This window comes from Stenotrophomonas sp. STEN030, from assembly GCF_056759995.1.
Genome location: NZ_JBRREB010000055.1, coordinates 12,746 through 28,909, shown reverse-complemented (window position 1 = coordinate 28,909; position 16,164 = coordinate 12,746). Strand labels below are relative to the sequence as shown.

13 protein-coding genes are annotated in these 16,164 nt (G+C 64.5%); 6 read left to right on the top strand and 7 right to left on the bottom strand.

Annotated features, from left to right (window positions below):
• Positions 1-28: 28 nt before the first annotated feature.
• From ACVOLR_RS16670 to ACVOLR_RS16660, 3 genes are all read right to left on the bottom strand, one after another.
• Complete coding sequence (locus ACVOLR_RS16670) at positions 29-1,006, bottom strand: MBL fold metallo-hydrolase (RefSeq protein WP_481537436.1); 978 nt, start codon at positions 1,004-1,006, stop codon at positions 29-31.
• Positions 1,007-1,106: 100 nt separating this feature from the next.
• Positions 1,107-1,940 carry a helix-turn-helix transcriptional regulator gene (locus tag ACVOLR_RS16665; RefSeq protein WP_481537435.1) on the bottom strand — a complete coding sequence of 278 codons (834 nt, stop codon included), beginning with the start codon at positions 1,938-1,940 and terminating at the stop codon, positions 1,107-1,109.
• A 3-nt stretch (positions 1,941-1,943) separates the two neighbouring features.
• Positions 1,944-2,642: a VIT1/CCC1 transporter family protein gene (locus tag ACVOLR_RS16660; protein ID WP_481537434.1), complete on the bottom strand. Its 699-nt coding sequence runs from the start codon at positions 2,640-2,642 to the stop codon at positions 1,944-1,946.
• A 203-nt stretch (positions 2,643-2,845) separates the two neighbouring features.
• Between ACVOLR_RS16660 and ACVOLR_RS16655 the strand changes: the two genes are divergently transcribed.
• The 3 genes from ACVOLR_RS16655 to ACVOLR_RS16645 all read left to right on the top strand — a co-directional run bounded on the left by ACVOLR_RS16655 (position 2,846) and on the right by ACVOLR_RS16645 (position 5,575).
• Positions 2,846-4,210, top strand: a complete 1,365-nt coding sequence (locus ACVOLR_RS16655; RefSeq protein ID WP_481537433.1) for a glutamate--cysteine ligase — start codon at positions 2,846-2,848, stop codon at positions 4,208-4,210.
• A gap of 196 nt (positions 4,211-4,406) precedes the next feature.
• Entirely contained in the window at positions 4,407-5,045 is a 639-nt protein-coding gene (locus ACVOLR_RS16650) for a glutathione S-transferase family protein (RefSeq protein ID WP_481537432.1), read from the top strand.
• An 11-nt stretch (positions 5,046-5,056) separates the two neighbouring features.
• Positions 5,057-5,575, top strand: a complete 519-nt coding sequence (locus ACVOLR_RS16645; RefSeq protein WP_481537431.1) for a DUF6265 family protein — start codon at positions 5,057-5,059, stop codon at positions 5,573-5,575.
• A 66-nt stretch (positions 5,576-5,641) separates the two neighbouring features.
• Here the strand turns inward: ACVOLR_RS16645 and ACVOLR_RS16640 are convergent, their stop codons facing one another.
• Entirely contained in the window at positions 5,642-7,327 is a 1,686-nt protein-coding gene (locus ACVOLR_RS16640) for a tetratricopeptide repeat protein (protein WP_481537430.1), read from the bottom strand.
• A gap of 291 nt (positions 7,328-7,618) precedes the next feature.
• On the opposite strand from ACVOLR_RS16640, the gene bla reads away from it, so the two are divergent.
• Positions 7,619-8,503, top strand: a complete 885-nt coding sequence (gene bla, locus ACVOLR_RS16635) for a subclass B3 metallo-beta-lactamase (protein ID WP_481537429.1) — start codon at positions 7,619-7,621, stop codon at positions 8,501-8,503.
• A 198-nt stretch (positions 8,504-8,701) separates the two neighbouring features.
• On the opposite strand, the gene ACVOLR_RS16630 is transcribed toward bla, so the two are convergent.
• Positions 8,702-9,403, bottom strand: coding sequence for a LytR/AlgR family response regulator transcription factor (locus ACVOLR_RS16630; RefSeq protein WP_481537428.1), 702 nt, complete (start codon positions 9,401-9,403; stop codon positions 8,702-8,704).
• Positions 9,391-11,100 (bottom strand): histidine kinase, encoded by a 1,710-nt coding sequence (locus tag ACVOLR_RS16625; RefSeq protein ID WP_481537427.1) that lies wholly within the window; start codon positions 11,098-11,100, stop codon positions 9,391-9,393. The genes ACVOLR_RS16630 and ACVOLR_RS16625 overlap by 13 nt, the downstream gene beginning before the upstream one ends.
• A gap of 180 nt (positions 11,101-11,280) precedes the next feature.
• Between ACVOLR_RS16625 and ACVOLR_RS16620 the strand changes: the two genes are divergently transcribed.
• Positions 11,281-12,867, top strand: a complete 1,587-nt coding sequence (locus ACVOLR_RS16620; protein WP_481537426.1) for an alpha/beta hydrolase — start codon at positions 11,281-11,283, stop codon at positions 12,865-12,867.
• Positions 12,868-13,053: 186 nt separating this feature from the next.
• Positions 13,054-14,160, top strand: coding sequence for a serine hydrolase domain-containing protein (locus tag ACVOLR_RS16615; RefSeq protein WP_481537425.1), 1,107 nt, complete (start codon positions 13,054-13,056; stop codon positions 14,158-14,160).
• On the opposite strand, the gene ACVOLR_RS16610 is transcribed toward ACVOLR_RS16615, so the two are convergent.
• Entirely contained in the window at positions 14,144-15,733 is a 1,590-nt protein-coding gene (locus tag ACVOLR_RS16610) for a winged helix-turn-helix domain-containing protein (RefSeq protein WP_481537424.1), read from the bottom strand. The genes ACVOLR_RS16615 and ACVOLR_RS16610 overlap by 17 nt on opposite strands.
• Positions 15,734-16,164 lie beyond the last annotated feature (431 nt).

Genomic DNA, 16,164 nt, shown 5'->3' with positions numbered 1-16,164 from the left:
GCCCAAAGCCCAAAGCTTCCCTGCCTCGTCAACGCTTCAACGGCGAAAACTCCCCCGGCACCCAAGCAAACGCCTCACCCTCACGGCGCACATGCCCCAGGCCCGGGAACGGCAGGTGCGCACCGGCCACCCACCAGCCCTTGTCGGATGCTTCCGCCATCAGCCTGCGGCGGCTGGCAATGGCAGCGCTACGGTCGCTGTCGGCTTCAAATGCGGCGTCGGGACGGGCGAACTGCACCGCATGGAAATGCACGATGTCGCCCCACACCAGCAGCTGCTGGCCGTTGCCACCCTCAAGCAGATAGGAGGCATGACCGGGAGTATGGCCGTGACTGTCCAGTGCAGTGATGCCTGCTGGCAGGCCCTCACCGGCAGCGAACTCGCGCAACGTGCCGGCGGCCACATAAGGCGCCACCGCAGTGCGCGCCAAGCCAAAGGCAAACCGCAGCGGTTGCGGCGCGGTGGCCTCGCTGGCCGGGTTCAGCCAGTAGGCTGCGTCGGCTTTTGACAGCCACACCGTAGCTTTCGGGAAGGCCGCTTTGCCCTGCGTATCCAGCAGGCCACACATATGGTCCGGGTGGGCGTGGGTCAGCAGCACGTCATCCACTTCGGCCGGGTCGTAGCCGGCGGCACGCAGGTTGCTCAGTACCTGGCCCAGGCCGATACCTGCGCCAAAGCATTGCGCGGTGCCGGTGTCGATCAAGCTCAGATGATCGCCGCGTTGCACCAGATAGGCGTTGACCGCGGTCTGTAGGCCTTTGCCATCTTCTGGAACATAGCCATGCTCAAGCAGGCGGGTGACCGCGCCGGGATCAATGCCCACCAGCTCCTGCCGACCCAATGCCACTGCGCCGTCAAACAAGGCGGTGACCTGCAACTCGCCGATCTGCTGGTGATAGACACCGGCAACCTGCTGTTGCGGGGCGTGCGCGCTGCGCGCCTGTGCGCCGCAACTGACGGCGAGGATCAGCAAGGCGGCTAGGCGGTAGTGGGGGCGGATACGCATGGGGGTTCCTGCAAGGACGGCTATGCCGTGGGACCTTCATGCTGCGCTGGAGCGCGCCCGCGTTTCGCTCACAATGGCGCGCGAAACGCTCGCACTGCGATCAGCTGTTGCCGATTGCCGCAGGCTCCAAGCCATAGCGCGCAGTGAAGCGTTTGTTGAAGCTTCCGAGTGAGCGATAGCCGGCGCGCGCTGCCACGGTCTTCAACGGTAGTCGCGTGGTGTAGAGCAGTTGCATGGCATGCGCCAGCCGCGCATCGACCAGCAGCTCGCGCACGCTGAGTTGTTCGCTGGCCAGTCGCCGCCGCAGGGTGGCACCGCTGATGCCCAGGTGCGATTCGAAATCACGTGATTGCCAATCACGCTCTGGCTGTGCGGCAACCAGCTCGCGGATGCGATCACCCAGGCCGGGCTCGGGCGCGACCAGCAGGCTGCCATGGCCGCGTCGGCAGAACGCCACCACCAGCGCGGCCAGGGCCAGTCGCGCTTCGGTGTACTGGCCGTTCTGCAATGCCTGCCGCCATTGCAGCAGGGCGCCGCCATGTTCGGCCAACGACAAGCGTGCCAGCGCGTGGCCGGCATCGGGCAGGGCGTCAGTCCACAAGGCGCGCGCTGCGGCCAGTACTTCCGGGCATAGCGGCACGATGGCGCTCAGATACAGGCCACTGTGCGGATCGGGAATATTGACCACGTCGATGCGGCTGCGGCGGGTGATCAGGAAAAGATCGCCAGGGCCGAATTCCAGCGATTGCTGCGCGGTGCGAGCCTGCTTGCGCCCCTGCAGCAGGATGGCGAACTGCGGCTGTGGGATGTCCACCGAACTGGCGCCGTGTTCGCGGCGCGCGGTGATGCAGGCATAACCTTCGGCACGCTGGCAGTCGACCAGCGAGGCGAGCTGGGCCAACAAGTTGCTGGTTGTGTCGGCTTGGGCGTTCATCGCTTACACCGTGATCTGGAACAGGTGGCCGATGGCTGCGGCTGCGGCCATCGCCAATGCGCCCCAGAACACTACCCGCAGCGCGCCGCGCAAGGCGGGCGCGCCGCCAGCCCGTGCCGCCAATGCGCCGGTGATGCCCAGCCCGATCAAGGTGGCGGCAGTGGTTACCTCCGCCACCAACGCGTGCGGAGCCAGCAGTGCGGTCAGTACCGGCAGCGCCGCACCGACGATGAAAGCACTGGCCGAGGCTGCCGCCGCCTGCAGCGGCCGGGCCCGCAGTTCCTCGGTGATGCCCAGCTCATCGCGCGCATGGGCGGCGAGGGCGTCGTGGGCGGTGAGCTGCTCGGCAACCTGCTGGGCAAGTTCGGGGCTGAGCCCGCGCCGGCGATAGATGCCGGCCAGTTCCTGCAGCTCGCTGTGGGGGTCTTCGTGCAGCTCGCGCCGCTCTATGCTCAGGTCTGCATGTTCGGCATCGGCCTGTGACATCACTGAGACGTATTCGCCGGCTGCCATCGACATGGCACCGGCCACGGTGCCCGCAATGCCGGTGGCCAGGATGGTCGAGGCGCTGGCGCCGCCAGCTGCCACGCCGACCACCAGGCCGGCGACCGAGACGATGCCGTCGTTCGCACCCAGCACGGCGGCGCGCAGCCAGCCGACGCGGTTTGAACGATGGGTTTCACTATGGTGGGCGCGACTCATGCCTACAGTGTAGGACCAGTGCCCAGTCAGCCGCGGAATGACTCGCAAGTGCAGCTCCGGCAGCGGTCAAGTCTGCTTTTTTAGGACGCTGAAAACCGCTGCCGTGACACGATGGCAATGTACGCCACGATATAGTGCGCCCTTGCGATGGCGGGGGCTGGCCCCCACCTTCCCGCCCTGACCAGAATTCTGCGAGCCTGCCCTTGTCGAGCCCGAGCCACGTCGCTGATACACCCATCACCCACCGCGACCAGTTGGTCCAGAGCATCGCGTCGGGTGAAAAACCCAAGTCGCAATGGCGGATCGGCACCGAGCACGAGAAGTTCGGGTTTCGCCTGGATGACCTGCGCCCGCCCACGTTTGAAGGCGAGCGTGGCATCAATGCGGTGCTCGATGGGCTGACCCGCTTCGGCTGGGAGCCGGTGCTGGAGAACGGCAATACCATCGCGCTGCTGCGTGATGGTGCCTCGGTGAGCTTGGAGCCGGCTGGGCAGCTGGAGCTTTCCGGCGCGGCGTTGGAAACCCTGCACGAAACCTGCGTGGAGACCGGCAGCCATCTCAATGAAGTGGCGCAGGTGGCCGGTGAGCTGCAGCTGGGATTCCTTGGCATGGGCTTCCAGCCCAAGTGGGCGCGGGCGGACATGCCGTGGATGCCCAAGGGCCGCTACCAGATCATGAAAAGCTACATGCCCAAGGTCGGCTCGCTCGGCCTGGACATGATGACCCGCACCTGCACCACCCAGGTCAACCTGGATTACGCCAGCGAAGCGGACATGGTGAAGAAGTTCCGCGTGTCCTTGGCTTTGCAGCCGATCGCCACCGCGCTGTTCGCCGATTCGCCGTTCACCGAAGGCAAGCCCAACGGCTACCTGAGCTACCGTTCGCATATCTGGACCGACACCGATCCGGACCGCACCGGCATGCTCGACTTCGTGTTCGAGGATGGTTTCGGCTACGAACGCTACGTCGATTATCTGCTGGACGTGCCGATGTACTTCTCTTACCGCGACGGCATCTACCACGATGCCAGCGGGCAGAGCTTCCGCGATTTCCTGCAGGGCAAGCTGCCGGTATTGCCGGGCGCCTTGCCGACCCTGCGTGACTGGTCGGACCACACCACGACCGCTTTCCCCGAAGTACGGCTGAAGAAGTATCTGGAAATGCGCGGCGCCGACAGCGGCCCGTGGAGCCGCATCTGCGCGCTGCCGGCATTCTGGGTTGGCCTGCTGTATGACGAGACCGCGTTGAATGCAGCGTGGGATCTGGTCAAGGACTTCAGCCTGGCCGAACGCAACGTGCTGCGCGATGGCGTGCCCAAGCACGCGATGAACCTGCCGTTCCGCAATGGCACTGTGCGTGATCTGGCCCGTGAAGCCTTGGCGATTTCGTACGATGGCCTGCGCCGTCGTGCCGCGCTCAACGCCGATGGCCAGGATGAAACGCGCTTCCTGGACGTGCTGCAGGAGATCGTGGATTCGGGCAAGACCGCTGCCGAGCGCAAGCTGGATCTGTTCCATGGCCGTTGGAATGGCAGCGTTGATCCGTTGTTCGGCGAGTTTGCGTACTGATTGAGGCGGCAATCGAGCTGAGGGTTTAGGCTTTGCCTTTGTCTTTGCTTTTTTTCTGCCGTCATTCCCGCCCACGCGGGAATGACGAGCCCCAAGAGCGATGACCCGACATACGTCGGTTGAAAAACCCGCCTACGCGGGAATGATAGCGCTGGCGTATTGCTAGACTGCTGCCTCACCCTCTGGAGTCAGGCGCATGGGCAGCACGGCAGAAGAAATCGTCTTCTATACCAATCCGATGTCGCGCGGGCGCATCGTGCGCTGGATGCTGGAGGAGTTGGGCCAGCCGTATCGTACCGAGGTACTGGAGTACGGCCAGAGCATGAAGGGCCCGGCTTTCCTGGCCATCAATCCGATGGGCAAGGTGCCGACCATCGTCCATCGTGGTGTTGTGGTGAGCGAGGCTGCGGCGATCTGCGCCTATCTGGCCGATGCATTTCCGGCAGCTGGACTGGCCCCGGCGCTGGATGATCCTTTGCGTGGCAGTTATCTGCGCTGGCTGTTCTTTGCCGCAGGACCGGTGGAAGCCGCTGTAAGCGCCAAGGCCTTGGGCCTGCTTGCCCCGCTGGAGAAGGCCGGCACAGTAGGCTACGGCAGCTTCGAGCAGACCATTGATACCTTGGAACAAGTCGCCGCATCGGCATCGCCGTGGCTGCTCGGCGAACGTTTCAGTGCCGCCGATGTCTATGTCGGCAGCCAGATCCTGTGGGGACAGATGTTCAAGAGCATGCCGCAGCGCGATGCGTTTACCGCTTATGGCGAGCGTCTGCGTGGCCGCGAAGCCTGGCAGCGTGCCTCGGCGTTGGACGATGCCTTGATTCCGCCGCGCGGCTGAGCATGCGCTGGATGCGGCTCCCGCTGAGTGGGAAACTCGGACCGATCGGCGGAGTCGCGCGTCCTTTTTTCCTGTCGATGCTGCTGTTGGCCGCGATGCCAACTGCAGCGGCCGCGGAGCAGGTTGCGGACACGCCGATTGTTGCTTTTCATTGGCTGCTGGGGCAGTGGACGCGGGTTGATCTGCTGGCCGGCCGAAGCGGCGACGAACAGTGGCGTGTGCAGGACGCAGCGTTGATCGGCGTAGGCAGCAGTTATCGTGATGGCGTCCTGCGCTTTCGCGAACAGCTGCGTATCGTCGCCGAGGGCGACAATGTGTTTTACGTGGCCGATGTCCCGGGCAATCCCGCACCGGTAAAATTCAGACTGGTTGCGCGCGACGGCGAGTCTGTCGTGTTCGAGAACCTGCAGCATGACTACCCGCAGCGGATCGCCTATCGCCGTGAGGGCTCACGTCTGATCGCAACGACCTCCGGCAACGGGCGTGAAGAAAAGTTTTTATTCGAGCGTGCGGACGCGCCCGCCAGATAGGGGCGGCGTCCATGCAGTTCGTACTCGGGCCGATGGCTGACCAAGCCCGAGACCAGTGCGATGTGTTCAATAGCGTGCAGCAGTCAACGGAGCATCGGCCCACTGCCACGCCGCGACGTGCTGGCGCTTGCTCTCGGCGGCAGCATCGGTTTGGCCCAAAGCCTGTTGCGCTTGCGCCAAGCCATACAGCGACCAGCCATTGGCCGGATAGGTCTTCAGATCCTGATTGAAAGCTTCGGTGGCTGCCTTGGCATCACCTGCCTCCAACAGCGCGGCACCAAGATAAGTGCGCACAGGTAGCGGCCAGTCGGCAGGTTCGTTGTAGGCCAGTGCGTCTTCGGCGGCTGCGGCTTCCCGCAGTGCGTTGATCGCCTCGCTGTGTTTGCCCTGTGCACGCAGCAGCTCGCCACGTAGCAGCGCATCGGCGACGCGCAGAACGCTGTCGGCATGGTTGATGTCGAAGAAGCTGACCTTTGCCATTGCTTTGTCGGCGGCGATGGCGTGCAGTGCCTGCGCTTCGCGTGCTGCATCATCCAGTGCGCCCTGGCGTGCGTATGCCATGCCGCGGGCGAAATGGCGGATGGCGGATGGATAGGGCAGTTCGGGCGCGGCGCTGGTGTCGGCGAGGATGCCGTCCCAATCGCCGAAGCGGACCTGGGTGAGCAGCGGCGTCACCACGAACTGCTGCATGAACTGCATCGGCGCCTCGCCCATCGCCGCGCGATCAGCCCGATCCGCAGTCTGTTTGGCAGCCTGCATGGCCAGCGTGCGGGAGCCGGTCAGGCCGCTGGTCATGCTGGCGAAGTGCCAGTTATGCGGCACATAGCCCAATGGATAGACGCCATTGCTGCCACGGCAGACCGCAAGGAAGTCCTTGTCGGCGGTGGTTGCAGCCAGGTTGGTCATGGTCGCATCGTGGTAGCGGCCAGTGCGGATGTAGATATGCGCGGGCATGTGCACCAGATGACCGGAACCGGGCGCCAGTGCAGCCAAGGCGTCGGCGTAGGGCTCGGCGCGATTGGGCTCGGGCGAGGATTCCATGGCGTGGATGTAGTAGTGCATCGCGCCGATGTGACGCGGATTACGTGCGAGTACCCGCTCCAATTCGCCCACCAATGTCTGCGTGAACTCAGCGGGTTTGCCGTCCTGCCAGTAGGCCCATGGCGAGAGATCCATCAAGGCCTCTGCGTACAGGGTGGCGGCATCATCGTCTTCGGGAAACTGCGCCACTACCGCAGCCATCGCATCGGCGTAGTTGCGGTCCAGCTGTTTGCGGTCCTCCGGTGCCGGGTCGGCGTAGCGTTTCTGCAGTGCCTGTATCAATGCCTGATCTACCGGGCGCGCGCTGGCTGCCATGCTGGCCGCGCGCGCTGCGAAAGCGGTCGCGTCTTTGGCGGCCGCCGGGTCCATTGGCAGATTGATGTTCGGCCCAAGCACCAATGCCTGACCCCAGATACACATGGCGCAGCTTGGATCCAGGCGCGCGGCCTCGGCGAACGCACGTCCCGCAGCCTCATGGTTGAAACCATAGGCCAGACGCAGGCCTTGGTCGAAGTAGCGTTGCGCCAACGGCACCTTGCTGCCGATGTCGCGATGCAAATTTCCGAAGGTTTCGAACAGCGGTAACTCGCGGGCCTTTGTTGCTGGTGCTTTTTCCGCGACTGCATTTGGCTTGTTGGGGGAGTCGCAGGCGGATAGCGTTGCCATGGCCAGCAGGGGCGGAAGCAGCAGTGACAAGGATCGACGGATCATTGTGGCTTCTCGGGGCGGATGGACGCGAAGATACTGCTGGCCGCAAGCCGGTGGTGATACGAAGCGATGAAGAAGCCGTAAAAATTACGCATCGGAAAATCGCAATTACAGAGCACTGCGAACGGCGGCCGTCTAGTGCCGGATTGGCAGGTGCTTGGCACGTTCCGTGCCGAGCCAGGCGCAGCTGGGTGGCAAGACCAAGAAAAACTCATGCCTCTGCCCAGTTTTACGCGTTTGTCGCATATGCCTGCGCGGCGCACAGTTCCTGCACCTATCAGGCAAGGTGCGCAGATGATGCAGAAGCAGGGGATTCGTTGGGGAGTGCGGGCGGCGGCATTGCTGGTTTCCGGAGCGCTGACGGCGTCCGCGTCGGCAGGCCCGCCGGCGGACTGGACGGTGCCGATCAAGCCGTTTCATATCGTCGACAACATCTATTACGTAGGCACGGAGGGACTTGCTGCGTACCTGATCGTGTCGGAGCAGGGTGCGGTCCTGCTCGATGCGCCGTTCGCTGCCAATGCTGAGCAGATTGAACGCAACATCGAGAGCATCGGCGTTCCCTTGCCCGATGTGCGGCTGCTGCTAAGCAGTCACGCCCACGCCGATCATGTTGGAGCGATGGCGGCACTCAAGCGGGACACCGGCGCGCGCTATCTCGCCAGTGCAGGGGATCGTTGGGCACTGGAAAATGGCAGAAACCAGGGTGACAACAACTATGGCGTCCAGCCCTTCGAACCGATCAAGGTGGACGAGATCATCGGAGATGGGCAGAAGGTCCGTTTGGGTGATATCGAACTGACCGCGCACCTCACCCCGGGGCACACCGCCGGTTGCACCAGCTGGAGCATGACGGTGAATGATCGCGGCACGCCGCGCGAGTTGTTGTTCCTGTGCAGCATCACCGTTGCTGGCAATACCTTGGTCGGCAATCGCAGTTATCCGGCTATCGTCGAGGACTTCCGCGCGACCTTCGCCAAACTCGGCGCGATGCATGCCGACATCGTCTTGAGCGGCCATCCGGATACCACTGGCATTCTTGAACGGCAGGAACGACGCACGAGTGGTGACCAGGATGCTTTCGTTGATCCGGGACTGCTTGTACGTTTGGTCGACGAGCACAAGGCGGGTTTCGAAGAGACGTTGAGCAAGGCGGGTTCACCAACAACGCGCCCTTGAACAGAGGCTGGAGACTTCAGAGTCGACTTCACTCTGGTCGTAAAGATTCAGCAGGACCATGTAGCCCGGGTAAGCGCAGCGCACCCGGGATTTTCCGTCCGTATGCAGTTATCTCTACCGTAGATGCGAGCGCAGGCGCTCCATCGGCGATCTGCACTGCCCCGGGCTACGAAACTCGCTCCCATACCGTTGCGTGGTTCACTCAAGCGCAAGCGCCTGCCGCAAGCCAGCAACATGAGCGCGCCCGACCGGCAGCTCAGCACCACCGTTGAGTACCAACCAGTAGCGGCTGCCACTTCCCGAATGCAGGGTGCTGATGTGGCGCAGGTTGACCAGATAGGAACGGTGGCAGCGGATGAAGTCCGGCGGCAGCACAGCGCTCAGGCCGGCCAGCGATTTGTCGTGCAGCTCACTGCGCCCGTCGCGCATGCGCAGCTCGCTGTAGTCGCCGTCAGCGCGGATCCACTGCACATCGGCCAGCTCAACCAGCGCCGTACCTTGGGCGCGCCAGATGCCGAGATAGCGTGCGCGGCCCGAGCTGTAGCGGCCTACATCCAGCAGGCGTTCCAATGCCTGACCCAGCCGTTCGCGCGAGAATGGCTTTGGTACGAAGTCCAGCACGCCGTGCTCGAAGGCCTGCAGGGCGCGCTCGCGGTGGGCGGATACGACCACGCAGTGATAGCGGCCAGCGACCGCGCTGCGCAGCAGGTCGAAGCCATCTTCGCCGCCGAGATTGAGATCCAGCAGCAGGCCGTCGTAAACGCTGCGCTGCAATCTATCGCCGGCCGCGTCGAGGTCGGCTGCCGCATCGAAGCGGGCGCGGGCGCCGGCCACTTCAGCGCACAGGCGCAGCAGGCGCTGGCGGACCAGCGGCTCATCTTCGACGATCAATATGCGCATGTAAGCTCGATCCGGCTGCACCAGTCGGCGCCATCGGCGCCTTGGCTGTAGTGCCAGCGGTTGGGATGGGATGCGGCCAGGCTGGCCTCGATGTAGCGGGTGCCGGTGCCCTGGCCACGATGCGGTGCGGAGCCACGCGCGCTACGCAGCTCAAGGACCCAATGCTGGTTCTCGCGCTGCACGCGCAGGCGGAACGGGCGTTGTGCACAGGCCACCGCGCCGGCGTGGGTCAAGGCATTCTCGACCTGCGCATGCAGCACACCGGGTGGGAGCGACAGCTGCAGGTCGTTGGCGTCGACCTCCAGCACCATGGTCTGATCCAGGGCCTGACCGACGATGTCCAGATGGTTGCGGCACAGGGCCAACTCTTCGCTGAGCGGAACGCTCTGGCGGCTGCTGCTTTCGCGTAGGCGGTCGAATTGCTCGGCCAGCGATTCGACCAGGCGGCTTGCCTTTGTCGGGGCTTGTTCAATCAGTTCCTGCAGGCAGGTGAGCGTGTTCATCAGCCAATGTGGCTGGATGCCTCGCTGCAGCAACTGCAGCGACAGGCTTGCACGCTCTTCGCGCAGGCGGGCGTTGTGCAGGTCCAGGTCGCGGACCTGCGCCGCATGGCAGAGCAGCAGGAAGCCCACCAGCACCGCCAGCAGCAGGAAGTAGGGGCCATCAAGGAACGCGCCCGGAGCGAACAGTAGGGCAAGTACACCGGCCAGCAGTAGGGCCAGGATCGGCCAGCGTTCGTCGCGCTCGCCTTTGGCGCGCAACAGCAGCGTAGCCGAGGCCAACAGACTTAGCAGCAGTGCTACCGCCGAGCGGATGTCGAAGCTGGGCAGCAGCACGGCAGTCATCAGCAGTGCAGCCGCGTAAGCGATGCTCAGGCTCTTGGGCACCGCAACGCCGTAACGTCGCGCAAGATAGGCGGGGAGCAGCATGGCCGCTGCCACATGCAACGCCAACAGCGCATACAGGCGCAGGCCGTGCCATGGATAGAGGTAGCCGAGCAACGGGCGCCAGCCTTCGATCACCGGCAGTGCAATGCCGACCGCGCACAGGGCGAGCAGCAATCGCCCACCCGGCATCTGCGGCCGGCCGCGTTGCAACGCGAGGAAGTACAGGCAGGCTGCGGCGAGTGCACCGGTAGCGAGGGCGGCGATCAGCCAGGGCAGGACCATGCGCTGGTACAACACCACAGCCGGCGCCACCGCAACCAAGGCATCGGCGCTGTACAGGCCGAACTGCTGATGGTGGCTGGATGCGAGTACCAGCAGTTCATCCGTGCCTGTGGGGGAGGAAGCTGGCAGTACGCGGGTGATGTCGACCTGGCCGGGCTGCTCCTGCTCGGCGCTGGTGCCGACGACGCCGTTGCCCAGCATCGGCCGGCCGTTCCAGTAGAGCTGACTGGCACCGCGCAAGGACAGCCGCAGGGCGCGACCGCCATCGTCCGGCTGCGTGGATGCGGGCGATTGCCAGCGCAGCCAGTACGGGCCGCGCCAGCTGGCCAGCCTTTGTTGATCGATTGGCTGCCAGTTGGTGTCCGCGGGCGGCGAGGTCGGCAGGCCGCCGGTCGCGGTAACGCTGGCCGGCGCCATCTCTCCGCTCAGCACTTGCACGCTGTTGACGTCGCGCAGCAGCACGGCCAGCCACGCGGCGACCGCGAAGACCAGCACGGCCAGGACGCTCAGGATTCGTAGGATCGGCATGGGCCTATCGTATCGGCTGCGTGGAGACGCTGGGGGGTGAGTTGGAGCTGTTCGGCGGACGCGCGCCCCGCAAGCGCCGTTGGGGGAGGGATGCTGGCTCCGTGGCGAGGGCAACGGGAGGTTTCTCCGGGTTGCCGGGGCCACGGCAACACCCACCTTCCCATCTAGTCGGAGCCCGCCATGTCCAACAACTCTCTGTCTGTTTCCAGTGCTTGCCGTCCTTGCCTGCAGTCGTTGGCGGCTCCTTCAAACGCATCGCTAGTCGCCGCGCATCAACACGACGCTGGCGCAGTGCTTGCGGTACACAAGGGGAAGCTGGGACGTGCCGGCCGCTTGTTGGTGCTGTGTCTTGCGCTGGCCTGCGCCTCGCCGGTGCTGGCCAAGGATTCGGTTGCACCGCTGGTGTTTGCACCCTATGCAATGCAGACCAAGAACAACGGCACCATCGCTACCGAAGAGGCCTTCCTGGAAGTCCCGCGTCGCCACAGCGAGCCGAACGGACCGCGTATTCGCCTGCGTGTGGTACGGCTGCCGGCGACCGGCGGCAATGGCAGCGCTGCCCCGGTGGTCTATCTGGCCGGTGGCCCGGGTGGCTCTGGCTTCGGCACCGCGCTAGGCCCGCGCTGGCCGGTATTTGATCGGGTTCGCCGCGAGACCGACGTGCTGCTGCTTGACCAACGCGGCACTGACTTCTCCGAGATGCCGCCCGAGTGCCCGCACGAGCAGAAGTTTGACGATGCCAAGCCGCTGCAGCGTGACGCGGCCCTGGTCGGAATAAAGGCCGCACTGGCCAGCTGCCTTGCTTTCTGGAAGGACGCTGGGGTTGATATGGGCGCCTACACCACCGCCGAGAGTGCCGACGATATCGAGTACCTGCGCAAGGCGATGGCGCTGCCGAAGCTGAGCCTGTGGGGCATGAGTTACGGCACGCATCTGGCGCTGGCCACTGTGCGCCGTCACCCCGACAGCCTGGAGCGCGTTGTGTTGATGGGCAGCGAAGGCCCGGACGACACGCTCAAGCTGCCGCTGACTGGCGATGCCTTGCTGGCTGACCTGGCGGTCATCGCCAAGAAGGACGGTTTCGAGGATCTGCAAGGATCGGCACAGCGTGTGTTGGCCAAACTGCGCGAGCAGCCGGGGCAGGGCAGCAGCCCGATGCATGATGGCCGCAAGGTGACCATCGGTGAGTTCGATGCACAGATGGCGATAGCGATCGCACTTGGTCGCCGCTCAACCCAGCGCATGCTGCCGCTGGCACTGCGTGAGGCCGAGGCTGGCAACTACGACCTGCTCGGCGCCATCGCCTTGATGGTGCGTGAAGGCCTGGGCGGCTGGCGCGCCATGCCGACGGCGATGGATGTGGCTTCCGGGCAGAGTCCGCAACGGCGCGCATTGGCCGCAGCACAGGCACGCCAAAGCCTGCTCGGCGATGCCTTGAACTTCCCGTTCCCGGAAGTTGCTGATGGTCTGGGCATGCTGGATTTGGGTGAAGCCTTCCGTGCGCCACTGCGTAGCGACGTGCCGGTGTTGTTCATCAGCGGCACGCTCGACGGCCGCACCCCGCATGCCAATGCCCAGGCGCTGCTGCCTGGCTTCAGCAAGGGCAAGGAACTGCTGGTGCGTAGCGCAAGCCATGACAACGAGATGTGGGTGGGCAATCCTGCCATCGCCGACAACATCGCCGGTTTCCTCGCCGGGCGCGGGCTGAGTGCGGAAGAGCTGGATGTGCCGCTGCCGGTGTTCATCACTGACCGGTCCGCGCTGTAATTGAAAGGCAAAACCGGGGTCAGAGTCGGGTTTCGAAGAAACCTGACTATGACCCCGGTTTTGCCGGTTTTGACCCGGCTCTTGCCAAGTTATTGATTGCTAGTGACTTCATAAATCTTCATCCAGGCATCAGGCGCTTCATCCGGGACAATGTTCGATTGGACGCTCCACTCAAGGAGCACCCCGATGTCACTGCTGATCCGCTTTCCCCTGTTCGCCGCGCTGTTGCTGAGCACGGCCGCCATCACCGCCGCGCCGCTGCCGACCAGCGATGACTGGACGCTCGCCGCTCCCGCCACGCATGGCCTGGATGCCGCCCGCTTCAGCGCGCTGGACGCTGCCATCAACGGCGGCCAGGCGCCAGATACCACCAGCGTGCTGGTGGTGCACCGGGGCGCGCTGATCCACGAGGCCTACTTCAACGGCGCCGAGCGCAGCACCCTGCACAACACCCGCTCATTGACCAAGAGCGTGACCGCGATGCTGGTTGGTGCCGCCATCGATCGCGGCCTGATCAGCGGGGTCAACGCACCGGTGCTGAGCTTCTTCCCGGAGCGGACGCTGGCCCACCCGGGCGCGTTCAAGAGCGCGATCACGGTTGAAGACCTGCTGACGATGAGCGCGCAGTGGGAATGCGATGACAACAACGAGTACTCGGCCGGGCATGAGGAGCGCATGTATGTCAGCGCCGACTGGACCGGCTTCGCCCTTGACCTGCCAGAACGCGGCTATGCGTCGTGGAACAAGCGGCCGGCAGACAGCCCGCACGGGCGCGCCTTCGCCTACTGCACCGCCAATTCCTTCATGCTCGGTGCCATTGTCGAGCGGGCCAGCGGCATGCCGTTGCAGCGCTTCGCCGACGAGGTCTTGGAGCGCCCCTTGGGAATCGAGAGGTCGGTCTGGAACCGTTCGTCCGAAGGTGTGGGCATGGGCGGTGGCGGTACCGAATACCGCAGTCGCGACCTGGCCAAGCTGGGCCTGTTGATCATCGATGGCGGGCGCTGGAAAGGCCAACAGGTGCTGCCGGCCGCCTGGACCCGGGCGATGACCGAGGTGCACGCGCAGACCCCGTTCGATGCCGACTACGGGTACCAGATCTGGCGCTTCCCGTTCACTGCCAGTGGCAAGCCGGTGCATGCCTGGGCGATGTCCGGCAATGGTGGCAATGCCGTGTTCGTAGTGCCTGAGAAGCAGCTGGTGGTTGTGGTGACGCGTACCCGCTTCAACCAGCGCGGCATGCATCAGGAAACCCAGAAGCTGCTGCAGGACTACGTTCTCAGCGCGCTACCGTAATCGCCTGCGCATCGGCTGGCAGCTGACCGGAAGCGATGATTCGCGCCCGGTCAGCTGCCACGGCTGCTTCCATCGTCTGCAGCAGCGGGGCGAAGCCGGAATCTTTGCGAAGCTCGGCAAACAACGGTGACGCCCGCAGGTAGCCGGCGTTGCGGTAACCGACGGCTACCGCCGCCTGCAATGCCACCGACGCGGCGTGGCGGTCGCCTGCCAGGTCCGCCAGCAAGCCGGCCTCAATCCCATCGAATGGGTCGCTGCCTTGAGCAAGCCCGGCCTGCAACGCGGCCGAACGCGCCAGCAGTTCCTGTGAAGCCGGCTTGGGCTCGGCGCCGGTGATCCAGGCGAGGGTAGTTGGCAGACTGGCCTGTGGCCGCAGTGCCCGCGCCTCTTGCACCGCAGTTTGCGCGGCAGTGACATCACCGCGCTGCAGTGCCAGCTCCGTGGCCAGCAGATGCAGCGAGGCATGTTCGGTACGGCGGGCGAAGGCCTCATCCAGCGCTGCCTGCGCTTCGCCGGGGCGGCCGTGCTCGTAGAGGAAGCTTGGCCAGGCAATGTTGGAGAACACGTTGTCCGGATACAGCTGGAAGCTGCGCCGGAAACGTGTCTCCGCCGCTGCGGAATAGCCCAGCAAATCAAGGTTGGATGCGACCTGCAGTTCCCAGAAGCGCACACGCTCGGGTGCGCGTACGGCCAGATTTGCAGCCAATGCATCACTCAAGCGGCCTTGGCGGGCATACAGATAGGCTGCCGAGGCGCGGCTGGCATCCGCGGCCGGGTCCAGTTGCACTGCACGCTCATAGGCGGCCAGCGCAGCGTCAATCTCGCCACGGCAATCGTGGGCATAGCCCAATGCCGCATACGCAGATGCCAGCTTGGGCTGGCGCGCGATCACCACCTGCGCCAGCTGCAATGCCTGCTCGGTGTCCTCGCTGCTGCCGTTGTACAGGCAGGCGCGCGCGGCCTGCGCGCGGGCAATGCCGAGTTGTGCCTGCACATCATCAGGAGCTTCCTGCAGACGTTGGCGATACAGGGCGATGGCACGCTCGTTGTTGTCGCGCTGGCCGATGCTGGCGTAGTAGTCCGCGCGCTGCAGCAGCGGCGAGGCGGCTACTGGATTCGGGGACGGCCATTGCCAGTAAAGAACGCCGGCCACGATCAGCAACAGCAACGTAGCCGGGATGATGATCCAGCGGCGCTTGGAGCCGGGTAGCGAAGCTGCGCCCACTGCAGGCTCCTCGACAACAGGCTCACTGCACAGCTGGTAGCCCTGGCCACGTACCGACCGCAGGTAACGTGCCTGCCTGCCGTCATCGCCCAAGGCCTGACGCAGCAGGCGAACCCGCTGGGTAACGGTTTCTTCGTTGACGACTGCCGGGGCCCAGATGTTGGCGATCAATGCATCAAAGCCGACCACCCGGGTGCCCTGGGTCAGCAGGTAATGCAGCAAGCGGAAGTTGAGCCCGGAGACGTCCAGTTCCTGGCCGTCGTCACGTATCACGCGCTGTCGCGCTACATCGATGCGCAGGTCATCCAAGCGGTAGTGCTGTGGTGCGTTGTCGGATGAATCAGACATTGGAGAGGGTTAGCTTGGTGCCATGCCTGTCCAACCGGCATCGCCGGGCAGCAGGGCGGGTGACCGGTGAGACGGAAAGCTGGGGAGGGATGGCATCCATGACCGCCAAGATTAGCAGGCGGAACCGGGCCGGGCTGGTTGGCTGGTCCGCCGAGTATCCGGAGGGCCGATACGCCTGCGTTGGCGCAGGGAAGTTGTGTGCTCGCCAGTTGTGTTGTGTGGCCGGCATGGCGTGCTGACTGCAAAGCGTCATTGTTGATGTCGAATTTCAGTGGCTGGGCAGGAGCGACGTCTGTCGTCGTCTGAATCGGGAATCAAACCTCGTTTCAGGATTGGGGGTGCCGGTTATTACTGCTGCAATGAACGGCATAGGCACGGTAGGAAACTACGCCAGCTCGAGTTCCCGATTTCAGACCCGAACACTCATGGCT

What these genes read in the sequence shown, in the direction of transcription:
- bla (WP_481537429.1), top strand. Translation starts at nt 7,619, where the DNA reads ATGATGCAGAAGCAGGGGATTCGTTGGGGAGTGCGGGCGGCGGCATTG.
- ACVOLR_RS16625 (WP_481537427.1), bottom strand. Translation starts at nt 11,100, where the DNA reads ATGCCGATCCTACGAATCCTGAGCGTCCTGGCCGTGCTGGTCTTCGCG.
- ACVOLR_RS16670 (WP_481537436.1), bottom strand. Translation starts at nt 1,006, where the DNA reads ATGCGTATCCGCCCCCACTACCGCCTAGCCGCCTTGCTGATCCTCGCC.
- ACVOLR_RS16660 (WP_481537434.1), bottom strand. Translation starts at nt 2,642, where the DNA reads ATGAGTCGCGCCCACCATAGTGAAACCCATCGTTCAAACCGCGTCGGC.
- ACVOLR_RS16620 (WP_481537426.1), top strand. Translation starts at nt 11,281, where the DNA reads ATGTCCAACAACTCTCTGTCTGTTTCCAGTGCTTGCCGTCCTTGCCTG.
- ACVOLR_RS16645 (WP_481537431.1), top strand. Translation starts at nt 5,057, where the DNA reads ATGCGGCTCCCGCTGAGTGGGAAACTCGGACCGATCGGCGGAGTCGCG.
- ACVOLR_RS16650 (WP_481537432.1), top strand. Translation starts at nt 4,407, where the DNA reads ATGGGCAGCACGGCAGAAGAAATCGTCTTCTATACCAATCCGATGTCG.
- ACVOLR_RS16640 (WP_481537430.1), bottom strand. Translation starts at nt 7,327, where the DNA reads ATGATCCGTCGATCCTTGTCACTGCTGCTTCCGCCCCTGCTGGCCATG.
- ACVOLR_RS16615 (WP_481537425.1), top strand. Translation starts at nt 13,054, where the DNA reads ATGTCACTGCTGATCCGCTTTCCCCTGTTCGCCGCGCTGTTGCTGAGC.
- ACVOLR_RS16665 (WP_481537435.1), bottom strand. Translation starts at nt 1,940, where the DNA reads ATGAACGCCCAAGCCGACACAACCAGCAACTTGTTGGCCCAGCTCGCC.
- ACVOLR_RS16610 (WP_481537424.1), bottom strand. Translation starts at nt 15,733, where the DNA reads ATGTCTGATTCATCCGACAACGCACCACAGCACTACCGCTTGGATGAC.
- ACVOLR_RS16630 (WP_481537428.1), bottom strand. Translation starts at nt 9,403, where the DNA reads ATGCGCATATTGATCGTCGAAGATGAGCCGCTGGTCCGCCAGCGCCTG.